Origin of the sequence: Psychromonas sp. SA13A (assembly GCF_011378715.1) — a bacterium.
In the GTDB taxonomy this organism is placed as follows: Bacteria; Pseudomonadota; Gammaproteobacteria; order Enterobacterales; family Psychromonadaceae; genus Psychromonas.
This window is the reverse complement of sequence record NZ_WTKU01000034.1, coordinates 4068-18744: the sequence shown is the minus strand read 5'-3', so window position 1 is coordinate 18744 and position 14677 is coordinate 4068. Positions and strand designations below refer to the sequence as shown.

The window sequence follows — 14677 nt, the reverse complement described above, 5'->3', positions numbered from 1 at the left end:
TTCGCAAACAGCAAGCAGTTTTAATTTGGCAATGGGTAGATACTTAATTTATTTATAATAGGCGAGTAAAAATGACACCGGCAATATTATTAGCAGAAAAAAATAAAATAACGTTTCAAGTACATCAATATAAACATGACAAAAAAGCTGAATCCTATGGTTTAGAAGCCGCTGAGAAATTGAATGTGGACCCACTACAAGTTTTTAAAACCTTGGTGGTTGAAGTTGATAAACAATTAGTGGTGGCAGTACTACCAGTGACGGAACAACTTAATTTAAAAGCCGTCGCGTCGGCATTAAAAGCTAAGAAAGCGCAAATGGCGAATAAAAATGATGTGTTACGTTCTTCGGGTTATGTGCTGGGCGGCGTCAGCCCGCTTGGACAAAAGAAACAATTGCCAACCTTGATTGACGAAAGTGCATTAGCACAACAAACTATTTATGTAAGTGCTGGTAAAAGAGGGTTAGAGATACAGTTAGCAGCGCAAGACTTAGCAGATCTTTTATCGGCTCGCTTTGTTGATTTAACTTAATGTTTTTTATTTACTCCTGTTAGCGCTCCGGTCTAGATTCTGTCTGCATCTACATTGTGTTGAAGGAGACAGTTGATCGTAAAATAGATCCTTTCGCTGACAGGTTTGAACCTTGAATAATTTCCTCATAAACACAGATTTATTTTAAATACTATCTAGCTTCTCAATACGTCTATGTTAGCATGCGCTGAATTTTCTGGCGTAGCGTCGGAAACACTTTTTTAATTGTTAATGAGACAGTAGATGGAACAAGTAATTACCCTATATTTAAAACTATTTTTTATGATGACACCGTTTTTTGTGTTATCTGTTTTTTTGATCATGAGTAAAAGATTAACCTCATCGGAAAAGAAGCAAATTATTCTTAAATTAAGCATTACTGTGCTCATCATTAGCTTAGTATTCCTGATCTTCGGTCAATATATTTTCAGTTTATTTGGTATTACATTAGATGCCTTTAAAATTGGTGCTGGTACTGTGTTATTTTTAAGTGCGTTAGAAATGATCAAAGGCGGCACAGAAGTGCCTGAAGGACCAGAAGGCTCTAATAAACGCGGTGTTGATTTTGCCATTGTTCCCTTAGCTATTCCGGTAACAGTTGGCCCAGGTATGATTGGTATATTAATGGTTATTGGTGCTGAGTTAGATGGATTAGCCGATACGATTGTGGTGGTATTAGCCTTGATTGCTGCTGTAGTTTCGGTGGCAGCTGTGCTGTTGTTCTCTAATAAGATCCAACGTTTATTAGGTCAGCAAGGTTTAGAGGTATTACCTAAAATCACAGGATTATTTGTTTCTGCTATTGGCGCACAAATTGTATTCTCTGGGATCCAAGGATTTTTTGTTGGTGGGTTGGTCGCTCAATAAAAAATAGGGCTGTGTTAGCTATTGAATAAAAAGTTAACACAGTATTTAAGCGTTATTTAAAATTGTTTTTAACAAGCTATGTTTTTAACAAACTATGTAATGAAAGAGCTAACAAAGCTTGCGCTAAGCGCTGTAACAAGCCCTTTAATAGCGCATTTAATAGGCTTAGTAGCTAAAGCGATTAGGCTTAGTCACTAAAGTTATGTATTGAATGAACTACTTTTCTTAAGATTCAGACCAAACGGCGAATTCATTGCCACTTGGTTCGGTAAAATGAAAGCGCACACCACCCGGAAACGCAAACAGCGGGGTGCTTATTTTACCGCCGGCTTGCACTATTTTTAGCTCAAGCGCAGCTATTTCCATGGTATAAAATACTGTCAGTCCAGCACCATTAGCTGAATTAGAGATTAGCGGAGAACGATAAAAACCACCGTTAAGTCCTGATTTTTCGACGAACGCAATATAATCTGGCCCATAGTCAGTAAATTGCCAGTTAAAAACTTGGGTAAAGAAACTTCTAGTTGCCGCTAAATCTTTCGCTGGATATTCAAGATAATTTATCTTGTCGCTTTTAGTCATGGCTTATCCCTCTTAGTTTGAAATGATAAGTGCTTCAATGTTAAATCCGCGTGCTTTAAAAATGTTAATGCTGTTAATTTACCTAAATAGCATGGTTTAATTTTTTTAGTCTTGCTCTCGCTTGTTATATGCGGGCGAACATTAAAGGTATTTGATGATGTCAGTTGCTAACCACTTTGAATGTGAGCGTTATTTAAGCAAGCATTTACGAATTACTAAACAAGTATCTAAACAAGTACCTATGCAATGGCCTGCAAGTATTTAAGCAGTTACTATCGCTGAATCATAAAATTTATAAACAGAAAGCGATCACAGGTCTAAAACTATTTGCTCTTTTAGTACTTATTTTTTTATGAATTGCCAAAAATAGCACTGATCTTCTAAAAAACTGAGCTAGCACTCGGTTTTTACTATCTGCTACCTATCGACTATCAGCAAAACAGTGTCTATAATGGCGCGTCTTAAATTTCACTATAGAAATCATAAAATGATTTTTGATTAAGGTGTTATTTTATCATGCGGTTAGTCTAAGCAAATACACCTTAGTGATGAAAGCGAATAAATAAATAGGCTTTTATCAGTAAATACAATTTTTAACGTAAAAGATAAAGGAATAAAAATGCAAGTTTCTGTTGAATCTACACAAGGCCTAGAGCGCGTATTAACAATTACTGTTGCTGCTGAAACATTCGATAAAGAATTTGACGGACGTCTACGTCATTTATCAAAAACACAACGTGTTGATGGTTTCCGTCCAGGTAAAGTACCAGCATCAGTTATTGCTAAGCGTTTTGGCGCAGCTGTTGAGCAAGAAGTTGGCGGCGAAATTATGCAACGCAACTTTTATGAAGCTATTGTTGCTGAAAAATTAAACCCAGCTGGCGCACCTGCTGTAGCTCCTGTTGCTCGTAAAAAAGGTGAAGATTTTGTTTTCACTGCAACATTTGAAGTTTACCCAGAAGTAACATTAAATGAATTAGACGCATTAACAGTAGAAACTGTGACTGCTGAAGTTGAAGATGCTGATTTAGATAAAATGTTAGTAACATTACAAAAGCAACATGCTGAATGGAACGACGTTGAGCGTGAATCTCAAAACGATGACCAAGTAACTGTTGATTTTGAAGGTTCTATCGACGGCGAATTATTTGAAGGCGGTAAAGCGGAAGGTTTCCAAATCGTTTTAGGTAGTAACCGTATGATCCCTGGTTTTGAATCAGGTATTGTTGGTAAAAAAGCAGGCGAAGAGTTCAACATCGACGTAACTTTCCCTGAAGATTACCATGCAGAACAGTTAAAAGGTAAAACAGCACAATTTGCAATCAACTTAACTAAAGTTGAAGAGCAAACATTACCTGAGTTAACAGAAGAATTCGTTAAAAAATTCGGCGTTGAAAGTGGTGACCTAGCTGCTCTTAAAGAAGACGTTAAGAAAAACATGCAACGTGAACTTGAGCAAGTATTAAAAAATACTGCAAAAGACAACGTATTAACTGCATTAGTTGAAAACAACGAAATCGAAGTGCCTAAAGCATTAGTTGATGGTGAAGTTAACGTATTACGTAAACAAGCTATGGAACGTTACGGTAAGCAAATGGACCCAAGCAACTTGCCTGAGTTACCAGCTGAACTGTTTACTGAGCAAGCTGAAAAACGTGTTAAAGTAGGTCTTTTATTAGGTGAAGTAATCAAAGTTAACGAATTAAAAGTTGACCAAGAAAAAGTTGCTGCATTAATTGAAAATGCTGCTTCTGCTTACGAAAACCCATCTGAAGTTGTTGAATATTACAAAAACAACAAAGAACTAATGCAAAACATGGAAAATGTTGCATTAGAAGAGCAAGCGGTTGATTTTATCATTGAAAAAGCTAAAGTAGCTGAAGTAAAAAAATCGTTCGATGAAGTAATGAATAAACCTGCTGCTTAATAGTTTCTTTAACTATTAATTCAAGTGGTTATACATTTCAATGGCTCGGGTGATTTCACTCGGGCCATTTTCATTTTTAACGCAAACAATAAAAATAAATAATTAGGATGGAATATGACTAACCCATTTGCTGGAAATACGGAACAAATCAGTAACGCACTTATCCCTATGGTTGTTGAACAAACGGCAAAAGGTGAGCGTTCATATGATATCTATTCTCGACTATTAAAGGAACGTGTTATCTTTTTAACCGGTCCTGTTGAAGATCACATGGCTAACGTGATCACTGCGCAGTTACTTTTTTTAGAGTCTGAAAGCACAGAAAAAGATATTTACATTTATATTAATTCACCAGGTGGCTCGATTAGCGCTGGTATGGCAATTTACGATACAATGCAATTTATCAAACCAGATGTAAGTACTATCTGTATGGGAATGGCCGCTAGTATGGGCGCATTTTTATTAGCAAGTGGCGCTGAAGGTAAACGTCATGTATTACCTAATGCTAAGGTGATGATTCACCAACCACTAGGTGGTTTCCAAGGTCAAGCTTCTGATTTTGAAATACATGCAAAAGAAATTTTAGCAACAAAACAGCGTATGAATGAGTTATTAGCATTCCATACGGGTAAAGATATTGAAGTTATTGCTCAGGATACTGACCGTGATAACTTTATGCGAGCTCAAGAAGCAGTTGACTATGGTATTGTTGACTCAATCTTAACTCGCAGAGCATAAATAAGGGATAACGATAACTATGTCCGATAAAAACAACAATGATGCTAATAGCAGCCTATTGTATTGTTCGTTCTGTGGTAAAAGTCAGCATGAAGTTAAAAAACTGATTGCAGGACCTTCTGTGTATATTTGTAACGAATGTGTTGATCTTTGTGATGACATCATTAAAGAAGAAATTGCTGAGCTTACAAGTAATGCTGAAACCAGTACTAACAGCAATAAAAAATTACCAACACCCCATGATATCCGTGCGTCATTAGATGATTATGTTATTGGCCAAGATTTAGCAAAAAAAGTGCTATCTGTTGCTGTTTATAATCATTACAAACGCTTAAAACACGGTGATATCGCCGATGGTGTTGAGTTAAGCAAATCTAATATTTTGCTGATTGGTCCAACGGGTAGTGGTAAAACACTGCTGGCTGAAACCATGGCTCGTTTATTAGATGTACCATTTACAATGGCAGATGCAACCACTTTAACTGAAGCTGGTTACGTGGGTGAAGATGTTGAAAACATCATTCAAAAACTATTACAAAAATGTGATTACGATCCTGAGAAAGCGCAACGCGGTATCATTTATATTGATGAAATTGATAAAATAACACGTAAATCTGAGAATCCATCTATCACTCGTGATGTTTCTGGTGAAGGTGTTCAGCAGGCATTATTGAAACTGATTGAAGGTACCGTTGCTTCTATTCCTCCACAAGGTGGGCGTAAGCATCCAAACCAAGAATTTATTCAAGTTGATACATCTAAAATATTATTTATTTGTGGCGGCGCATTCTCTGGTTTAGATAGTATTATTGAGCAACGTATTAACACCGGTGCTGGTATTGGCTTTGGTGCAACCGTACGCGATAAAGATGCTAAAGCGTCATTAAGTGATACGTTCAAGAAAGTGGAACCTCAAGATTTAGCAAAATATGGTTTGATTCCTGAATTTATCGGGCGTTTACCAGTAGTTGCAACATTAACTGAATTAGATGAAGAAGCATTAGTTGAAATTTTAACTGCACCTAAAAATGCAATTACAAAACAATATGCTGCTTTATTCGGCTTAGAAAATGTTGAACTTGAATTCCGTCCTGAAGCGTTAACAGCGATGGCTAAGAAAGCGATGAACCGTAAAACTGGTGCACGTGGTTTACGTTCTATTGTTGAAGCAGTGCTATTAGATACAATGTATGACCTGCCTTCAGTTGAAAATGTAATCAAAGTGGTTGTTGATGAAAACGTTATTATGGGTGATGCATCACCTTTGTTAATTTACTCAGAAGAAGAAAATAAACTCGTATCGTCTGATAAATAAGCAATTAATAACAATAAAATAAAAAAAGAGGGCATTATGCTCTCTTTTTTTGTTTCTACGCTTGAAAAAAAACTTAACATCCCCAATATTGGATACAAGTAAAAATATTTTTACGCGTGCATTCATTTCATGTATTTATTTTCAATACTTTTTCTGGGGACAATATGAAATTAGAAACAGACCAGCTGTTGACGCTACCTGTCTTACCACTCCGTGATGTCGTTGTTTACCCGCACATGGTTATTCCATTATTTGTCGGCAGAAAAAAATCGATCAGCTGTTTAGAAGCTGCGATGGAGCAGGGCAAAAAGGTATTATTAGTAGCACAAACTGAAGCTTCACTAGATGATCCTAAAATAGAGGATTTATACTCAGTGGGTACGGTTGCTAATATTTTACAATTATTAAAATTACCTGATGGCACGGTTAAAGTGCTAGTCGAGGGTGTGCAACGAGCCACTATTCTTCGTAACATAGATCATGAAGAATACTTCTTTTCTGAAGTTGAACTGCTAGAAAGTGAAGGCGTCGATGAGAAAGAAGAAGAAGCACTGATCCGCAGTGTATTAGGCCAATTTGAGTCATATATTAAGCTCAATAAAAAAATTCCACCTGAAGTACTTGCTTCTGTTAATGGTATCGACGAACCAGAGCGTTTGGCAGATACAATTGCAGCGCATATGCCATTAAGCCTAGAAGATAAACAAACGGCGTTAGAGTTAACTAATGTGACTGAACGTTTTGAATATCTAATGGGTATGATGGAAAATGAAGAAGATATTCTAAAAGTTGAAAAACGTATTCGTAGCCGTGTTAAGAAACAAATGGAACGCAGCCAACGTGAGTATTATCTTAACGAGCAAATGAAAGCGATTCAAAAAGAGCTCGGTGATAGTGAAGAAGGTCAAAGTGACCTTGAGCAATTAGAAGAAAAAATTGAAGCGGCTGGCATGTCAGCTGAAGCAAAAGAAAAAGCGTTATCTGAACTTAAAAAGCTAAAAATGATGTCACCGATGTCATCGGAAGCAAGTGTTATTCGTACTTACATTGAAAGCTTAGTGAATGTACCGTGGAAGAAACGCAGCCCTGTTAAAAAGAATTTAGCTAAAGCACAAGAAATCTTAGACGAAGATCATTACGGTTTGGAAAAAGTCAAAGAGCGCATTTTAGAATATTTAGCAGTTCAAACACGTATTAATAAATTAAAAGGGCCTATTTTGTGTTTAGTAGGTCCTCCAGGTGTTGGTAAAACATCTTTAGGCCAATCCATTGCGCGCTCAACTGGCCGTAAGTATGTACGTATGGCATTAGGTGGTGTACGTGACGAAGCTGAGATCCGTGGTCATCGTCGTACTTATATTGGTTCGTTACCGGGTAAGTTGATTCAAAAAATGACTAAAGTGGGCGTTAAAAACCCATTATTCTTATTAGATGAAATTGATAAGATGGCTTCCGATATGCGTGGTGATCCTGCTTCTGCATTATTAGAAGTGTTAGATCCAGAACAGAATAATAGCTTTAATGACCATTACCTTGAAGTTGATTACGATCTTTCTGATGTGATGTTTGTTGCTACGTCTAACTCAATGAATATTCCAGGTCCACTTTTAGACCGTATGGAAGTGATTCATTTATCAGGTTATACAGAAGATGAAAAACTTAACATCGCTAATGGCCATTTATTAAGCAAACAAATTAAGCGTAATGGTTTAAAAGAATCAGAAATTTCAATTGATGATAGCGCGATAATTGGTATCGTACGTTATTACACGCGTGAAGCCGGTGTTCGTGCTTTAGAACGTGAGATTTCTAAAATTTGTCGTAAAGTTGTGAAAGATATTTTATTAGACAAAAAACTGAAAAAAGTAGATGTTACTATTGATAATCTAAAAGATTATTTAGGTGTACGTCGTTATGACTTCGGTAAAGCAGACTCTGAAAATCAAGTTGGCCAAGTTACAGGGCTTGCTTGGACATCTGTTGGTGGTGATTTATTAACTATCGAAGCAACCTCTGTACCGGGTAAGGGTAAGTTAACTTACACTGGTTCATTAGGTGATGTGATGAAAGAGTCTATTCAAGCTGCGATGACAGTGGTGCGTGCGAAAGCTGAAGAGTGGCGTATTAATAGCGACTTCCATGAAAAACGTGATATACATGTGCACGTGCCTGAAGGTGCTACGCCAAAAGATGGCCCAAGTGCTGGTGCAGCAATGTGTACGGTGTTAATTTCTAGCTTAACAGGTATTCCTGTTCGCGCTGATGTAGCGATGACAGGTGAAATTACGTTACGTGGAGAAGTACTTCCAATTGGTGGTCTAAAAGAAAAATTATTAGCGGCTCGTCGTGGTGGTATTAAAACGGTATTGATTCCGTTTGAAAATACACGTGACTTAGAAGAAATCCCTGATAATATTAAAGACCAACTAGAAATTAAGCCAGTTCGTTGGATAGATGAAGTATTAGAAATCGCTTTACAAGATAGCATCAAAGGTTTTTCTATCGGAAAAACTGAAAAATAGGTGACAAACCGCATAAAATAAGGGCTATCTACCTAATTTTATTCAAATTTACTTGCTTGAATTTGAATAGAACAGTAGCCTAGCCCTGTATTTTTTTACTATGTGCCATTCAATCTTAAAATAGCACCAATTTATTATAGACAGGGGATTTACAAATGAACAAAGGACAATTAATCGATAACATCGCTGAAAGCGCAGATATCTCAAAAGCTGCAGCTGGTCGCGCATTAGATGCATTTATCGACAGCGTTACTACAGCTTTAGTTGAAGGCGACAGCGTATCACTAATTGGTTTTGGTGCTTTTTCAGTAAAAGAGCGTGCTGCACGTACAGGCCGTAATCCACAAACTAATGAGCCAATTCAAATCGCAGCAGCAAAAGTACCTGCATTTAAAGCGGGTAAATCATTAAAAGATGCTATCAACGCATAAGCGTTTTTATTGCACCGTTATGCATTAAGCGCGTCCTATGATGCGCTTTTTTGTTTTTAAGTCTTAAAGAGTAAAATATTATGTTAGATAAAATGCGCGAAGGCTCTCAAGGGATCGTAGCTAAAAGTATTTTAGTGGTGATCATCCTGTCTTTTGCTTTGGCGGGGGTGAGTAGCTATTTAGGGACTACTTCAGAAAGTGCAGTTGTCACGGTTAACGGTGAAGCTATTTCACAACAAAGTGTTGAACAAGCTTATCAAAATGAAAGAGCGCGTTTACAACAGCAATACGGCGAACAGTTTGACTTGATCGCTTCTACACCTGGTTTTACACAACAGATTCGTGCTCAAGCTACACAGACATTAATCACTGAGCGTTTGATTGCACAAGCCGTTACTGAAATGGGTTTACGTGTCGGCGATGATCAAGTTAAAGAAGCTATTCGAAACATGCCTGAATTCCAAGTTGATGGTAAATTTGATAACAACTTATACTTGTCTTTATTACGTAACAATAACTTAGCTCCAGCACAATTCAGTGCAAACTTTAAAACTGACTTAGTACGACTACAACTATTAGAATCATTAGTGGGTAGTGAGTTTGTTTTACCATTAGAAGTCGAGCAAGCTTATCAATTGCAAGGTCAACAACGTGTTGCACGTATTTTGAATATAAAAAGTGCTGATTTTATGACTACAGATTCTGTGTCTGAAGATGAAATCAATACCTACTATGCAGATAACAGCGAGCAGTTTCAAAATCCTGAGCAAGTTGATGTTGAATACATTCTGTTAGATGCTGCAACATTAGCACCAGAAGTAAACCTGAATGAGAAAGATATTGAAACTTACTACGAACAACATGCGGATCAATATCAACGTGTTGAACGTCGTAAAGTAGCTCATATTCTGGTTCAAGGTGATTCAGAAGAAGCGAAAAATAAAGCACAAGCTATTTTAGATGAATTAAAAGCGGGTGCGGATTTTGCTGAATTAGCAAAAACAAAATCAGATGATGTTTTTTCTGGTAAAAATAATGGCGAATTAGATTGGTTCGAGCGTGGTGTTATGGATCCTGCATTTGATAAAAGTGCTTTTTCGTTAACAACTGATGCACCTCTATCTGATGTTGTTAAATCAGAATTTGGTTTTCATATTATCAAATTAATTGAAGCACAGGAAAAAGCAACATTACCGTTGGATGAGGTTAAATCTAAAATCGAAATCGCGCTTAAAAACGATAAGATGAAAGAGATGTACGACAACTTATACCAACGTTTAAGTGAAGTCGCATTCGAGTCTCCTGATAACTTAGAAGAAGCCTCTGCTGAAGTTGGTGTAGCGATTCAAACAACAGGTTTCTTCTCAGCTGATAATGCTCCAAGTTCTGTTGATAACCGTAATGTACTTAATCAAGTGTTTAGTGAAGATTTCCGTGCTGAAGGTTTAAACTCTGAGATTATTGAACTTAATGATTCTCAAGCAATTGTAGTGCGAGTTAAAGCTCACAAAGACGCAGCGACTAAACCATTAGCGGACGTTTCTGAGCAAATTACATTACAACTTGAAGAGCAAAAAGCAGCAGCTGCAGCACAACAATTTGTAGAGTCATTAATGGCTAAATTAAACGCTGGTGAATCAATTGCAGCTGAATTAGCGGATAAAGATATTGCGTTCACTGCACCGTTGACGCTAGCACGCTATAGCCGCGATTATGATGCTCAGGTTATTCAACGTTTGTTCCAATTAGCTAAACCAGAAGCTGAAAATGTGACACGTGATTACGTGGTTACTGCACAAGGTGATTTTGCAGTTATTGAGTTATCTGATGTTGTTGATGTGGATAATGCAGAAGCGAATGAGCAGACTAAAACGCAATTATCAACTATGTTAGAGCGCAGTACTTCTGAAGCGACTTATCAAGCATTAGTGACGTACTTGTTAGACAATGCTGATATTAGCTATGCCGGTGAACAATAAGTCCTAATGTCTAATGAATGACTTAATAAACTATGTTTCATAATTAATAAGTTATTCTATAAAACCTAGATAAATAAAAAGCGGCTCAATGAGTCGCTTTTTTAATGTGTAACTTGTTGATTTTGTTTTATTACCCCGAATTGAGATTATGTAGACTCAGTAAAATTTGTCACTATTTATCCCAAAATACTTTCCTGAAGTGTTTACGACAAACAGAGACATAACTTTCATTTCCACCTATTTCAACCTGAGCACCTTCCTGAATTGCCTCACCATTTCCATCCAAGCGTAAAACCATATTAGCTTTACGACCACAATGGCAGATTGTTTTTAACTCGATCAATTTATCAGCCCAGGCTAATAAATATTGACTACCTGGAAATAGTTCACCTTGGAAATCTGTTTTAATACCATAGCAAAGTACTGGAATGTCTAATATATCCACAACATAGGTAAGCTCTCTAACTTGTTGTTTGCTTAGGAATTGAGACTCATCGATTAAAATGCAGTGTTGTTTTTGCTGCAGATGTACTTCAGCGATCATTTCAGCTAAATTATCCGTTGCTGCAAAGATATGCGCATCGCTTTCAATGCCGAGTCGTGATGAAACTTTACCAATACCAGAGCGATTGTCGATGGCTGCAGTTAATACAAATGTATTCATGCCTCGTTCACGATAGTTATATGATGATTGTAATAGTGACGTTGATTTACCTGCATTCATTGCGGAGTAATAAAAATAAAGTTGTGCCAAAATAAAGTCCTGTTATCAAGCTGATTAATATACCCAAACTGCAAAGAACTTTTTATGGTTCGCAGGGCTAATAACGTATTATAACACTACCCAATCACTTTGTTATTGTTCGGTATATATTTACTGTAATGTAGTGATGTAAATAAATTAAAATAATCTTGGGATAAAGTATTTTTAAATGGAGTGAGTAATGAGTAAAGCAGTTTTATATTATGTATATGATCCGATGTGTAGTTGGTGTTGGGGATATCGAGATAGTTGGTTAAAACTATCTCAAGCATTAGGATCAAAGGATCTAAGCATTGAATATAAGTTAGGTGGGTTAGCACCAGATTCTGATGTTGTTATGCCCAATGAAATGCAACAGATGTTACAGGGAATTTGGCATAAAATTCACAGCCAATTAGGCACACAATTCAATTTTGACTTTTGGACACAATGCGCACCGCAGCGATCAACTTATCCCGCTTGTCGTGCTTGCCTTATTGCAAGAGATAATGACCAAGAACAAGCTATGTTATTTGCTATTCAGCAAGCTTATTATTTGCAAGCAAAGAATCCATCATTAACCTCTACATTAGCAGAGTTAGCCGAAAGTATTGGTTTTAATAGGGAATGGTTTGAAAAACAATTGAATGATGACGAAGTGAATGTGAGATTCCATCAAGAAATTTCGGCTAGTCGTCAGTTGCCTATTCAAGGTTTTCCATCATTAGTTTTAGCGGTTAATGGTCAACATATACCGATAGCCATTGATTATTTAAATTGGCAAAAAACCTATCAACAAGTTATAGATTTATTAAATTAATTCAGTAGTTAAAGTTGTTAGTGAATAAAAAAGCCCGTTTATGGATGCTAGTTTAATGTCGCATTTCATTAACGGGCTTTAAATTTAGCTAACGTCTCACTTAATAAAGTTTACGCTGCATTCTCACGTGCTTCAATGAAAGCGATAGCGCGCGAGATACGTTCAACACTGCGTGTTTTACCAATTAATGCTAATGTAACATCAAGAGAAGGGGACTGACCTGCACCTGTAATTGCTACGCGTAACGGCATGCCTACTTTACCCATTCCTACTTCTAGTTCAGCGGCGGTATCTTCGATAATTTGGTGTAAGTTAGTTTCTGACCAATCATCGCTAGCTTGTAGTTTTGTTTGCACAAGTTGTAAAGCTTCTTTAGCAACAGGGCGTAAATGTTTTTTAGCTGCCGTGGCATCAAAATCTTCATAGTCTTCATAAAAGTAGCGACTAGAATTTGCTAACTCTACTAATGTTTTTGCACGTTCTGCTAATGCCGTAACAACTTCCGTTAAAGCAGGACCATTACTGGTATCAATATTTTGCTGCTGCATATGCCATTGTAGATGACCTGCAACATATTCAGGGCTTGATGTTTTAATGTAATGGTTGTTTAACCAAAGTAATTTATCAGTATTAAATGCTGATGCAGACTTACTAACATGATCCAAGCTGAATAGGTCAATCATCTCTTGTTGTGAGAATATTTCTTGGTCACCGTGAGACCAACCTAAACGAACTAAGTAGTTATTTAATGCATTTGGTAAATAACCTTCGTCACGATATTGCATGACAGAAACAGCGCCGTGACGTTTAGAAAGTTTTGCGCCATCATCGCCCAAGATCATTGAACAATGCGCAAAACGTGGTACAGGTGCGCCAAGTGCTTCATAGATGTTGATTTGGCGAGGTGTGTTATTAATATGGTCTTCACCACGTACAACGTTAGTAATGCCCATATCCCAATCATCAACAACAACACAGAAGTTATATGTTGGCGAACCATCACTACGACGAATAATAAGGTCATCAAGTTGATCGTTAGCTATTTCTATTTTTCCGCGGATCTCGTCATCAAAAATCACTGAACCTTGTTTTGGATTACGGAAACGAATAACACAAGGTTGATCGGCTGTTGCTGCTTGATTCACTGCAACAATTTTAGGATGTTGTGCATCATAGCGTGCCATTTCTTTATTAGCTTCTTGCTCGGCACGGATCTCATCTAATAAATCTTTAGGTGCGTAACATTTGTAAGCTTTATCTTCAGCTAATAGCTTATCCACCATTTCATTGTAACGGTCGAAACGCTTAGTTTGATAATAAGGCCCTTCGTCCCAATCCAAACCTAACCAAGTCATACCTTCTAAAATCGCATCAACAGCTTCTTGAGTAGAGCGCTCGATATCGGTATCTTCAATACGTAATACGAATTGACCACCTTTGCTTTTTGCATGTAGCCATGAATATAGTGCTGTACGCGCACCACCAACGTGTAAATACCCAGTTGGGCTAGGGGCAAAACGAGTTTTAACTGTCATTAAAAATTTCCTTATGGAACTATTGAATAATCATTGCCGTATTTTAACGAAACCGCATCTAATTACATTAACTATTTATCGATAGCGCGCATTTGCCTCTGAAAAGGGTGAAAACAATAAAAATTAAGCGTTTTTTGCTTGCCCTTTAAGCAGTTAAGCAAAAAAGAACACTTTTATTTAAAAAGGCCTTGACTGAAAAAAGTCGAACCCTATAATACGCCCCACAAACAACGGCATTCAATTTAATGTTTTGTTAGTAAAGAGTAACATGGGCGATTAGCTCAGTTGGGAGAGCATCGCCCTTACAAGGCGAGGGTCACTGGTTCGAACCCAGTATCGCCCACCATGTTACTTGTTCTTCAAGAGAATTAAAATTTTGAACTTTGAAAGTGGGCGATTAGCTCAGTTGGGAGAGCATCGCCCTTACAAGGCGAGGGTCACTGGTTCGAACCCAGTATCGCCCACCACTTTCAAATGTTATAGCAATAAACTTTAAAGATGGGCGATTAGCTCAGTTGGGAGAGCATCGCCCTTACAAGGCGAGGGTCACTGGTTCGAACCCAGTATCGCCCACCATCTTTAGTTTATTATTATGACAACAATAAATATCATGGGCGATTAGCTCAGTTGGGAGAGCATCGCCCTTACAAGGCGAGGGTCACTGGTTCGAACCCAGTATCGCCCAC

Annotated in this window: 12 protein-coding genes and 4 tRNA genes; 13 read left to right on the top strand and 3 right to left on the bottom strand. The window is 37.4% G+C overall.

Annotation, left to right across the window (positions count from 1 at the left end; genetic code table 11):
* The first annotated feature begins 71 nt into the window (after nucleotides 1-71).
* Nucleotides 72-533: a Cys-tRNA(Pro) deacylase gene (gene ybaK, locus GQR44_RS18940; protein ID WP_166373224.1), complete on the top strand. Its 462-nt coding sequence runs from the start codon at nucleotides 72-74 to the stop codon at nucleotides 531-533.
* A 243-nt stretch (nucleotides 534-776) separates the two neighbouring features.
* Nucleotides 777-1400: a MarC family protein gene (locus GQR44_RS18935; RefSeq protein WP_166373222.1), complete on the top strand. Its 624-nt coding sequence runs from the start codon at nucleotides 777-779 to the stop codon at nucleotides 1398-1400.
* Between the two features lie 225 nt (nucleotides 1401-1625).
* Here GQR44_RS18935 and GQR44_RS18930 read toward each other — a convergent pair whose 3' ends face one another.
* A complete protein-coding gene (locus GQR44_RS18930; RefSeq protein WP_166373220.1) occupies nucleotides 1626-1982 on the bottom strand; it encodes a VOC family protein in 357 nt (118 codons plus the stop codon).
* A 619-nt stretch (nucleotides 1983-2601) separates the two neighbouring features.
* Here GQR44_RS18930 and tig point away from each other — a divergent pair.
* The 6 genes from tig to GQR44_RS18900 all read left to right on the top strand — a co-directional run bounded on the left by tig (nucleotide 2602) and on the right by GQR44_RS18900 (nucleotide 10894).
* A complete protein-coding gene (gene tig / locus GQR44_RS18925; RefSeq protein ID WP_166373218.1) occupies nucleotides 2602-3909 on the top strand; it encodes a trigger factor in 1308 nt (435 codons plus the stop codon).
* Nucleotides 3910-4023: 114 nt separating this feature from the next.
* Complete coding sequence (clpP, locus tag GQR44_RS18920; protein WP_028869508.1) at nucleotides 4024-4647, top strand: ATP-dependent Clp endopeptidase proteolytic subunit ClpP; 624 nt, start codon at nucleotides 4024-4026, stop codon at nucleotides 4645-4647.
* 19 nt (nucleotides 4648-4666) lie between these two features.
* Complete coding sequence (gene clpX, locus GQR44_RS18915) at nucleotides 4667-5962, top strand: ATP-dependent protease ATP-binding subunit ClpX (protein WP_166373216.1); 1296 nt, start codon at nucleotides 4667-4669, stop codon at nucleotides 5960-5962.
* 164 nt (nucleotides 5963-6126) lie between these two features.
* Nucleotides 6127-8484 carry an endopeptidase La gene (gene lon / locus GQR44_RS18910; protein WP_166373214.1) on the top strand — a complete coding sequence of 786 codons (2358 nt, stop codon included), beginning with the start codon at nucleotides 6127-6129 and terminating at the stop codon, nucleotides 8482-8484.
* A 155-nt stretch (nucleotides 8485-8639) separates the two neighbouring features.
* Nucleotides 8640-8915: an HU family DNA-binding protein gene (locus tag GQR44_RS18905; RefSeq protein ID WP_028869511.1), complete on the top strand. Its 276-nt coding sequence runs from the start codon at nucleotides 8640-8642 to the stop codon at nucleotides 8913-8915.
* A gap of 80 nt (nucleotides 8916-8995) precedes the next feature.
* Nucleotides 8996-10894, top strand: a complete 1899-nt coding sequence (locus tag GQR44_RS18900) for a SurA N-terminal domain-containing protein (protein ID WP_166373213.1) — start codon at nucleotides 8996-8998, stop codon at nucleotides 10892-10894.
* A 172-nt stretch (nucleotides 10895-11066) separates the two neighbouring features.
* On the opposite strand, the gene GQR44_RS18895 is transcribed toward GQR44_RS18900, so the two are convergent.
* A complete protein-coding gene (locus GQR44_RS18895; protein WP_166373212.1) occupies nucleotides 11067-11648 on the bottom strand; it encodes a thymidine kinase in 582 nt (193 codons plus the stop codon).
* 190 nt (nucleotides 11649-11838) lie between these two features.
* Here GQR44_RS18895 and GQR44_RS18890 point away from each other — a divergent pair, with 190 nt between their 5' ends.
* Entirely contained in the window at nucleotides 11839-12456 is a 618-nt protein-coding gene (locus GQR44_RS18890; RefSeq protein ID WP_166373211.1) for a DsbA family protein, read from the top strand.
* Between the two features lie 110 nt (nucleotides 12457-12566).
* Here the strand turns inward: GQR44_RS18890 and gltX are convergent, their stop codons facing one another.
* The gene (gene gltX, locus GQR44_RS18885; protein WP_166373210.1) at nucleotides 12567-13991 is read right to left on the bottom strand and encodes a glutamate--tRNA ligase; all 1425 of its coding nucleotides are present in this window, start codon (nucleotides 13989-13991) and stop codon (nucleotides 12567-12569) included.
* Between the two features lie 270 nt (nucleotides 13992-14261).
* Between gltX and GQR44_RS18880 the strand changes: the two genes are divergently transcribed.
* From GQR44_RS18880 to GQR44_RS18865, 4 genes are all read left to right on the top strand, one after another.
* A tRNA-Val gene (locus GQR44_RS18880) sits at nucleotides 14262-14337 on the top strand.
* Nucleotides 14338-14382: 45 nt separating this feature from the next.
* Nucleotides 14383-14458: transfer RNA gene (locus GQR44_RS18875), tRNA-Val, on the top strand.
* Nucleotides 14459-14491: 33 nt separating this feature from the next.
* Nucleotides 14492-14567, top strand: a tRNA-Val gene (locus GQR44_RS18870).
* Between the two features lie 36 nt (nucleotides 14568-14603).
* A tRNA-Val gene (locus GQR44_RS18865) sits at nucleotides 14604-14676 on the top strand.
* The last annotated feature ends 1 nt before the right edge of the window (nucleotide 14677 follow it).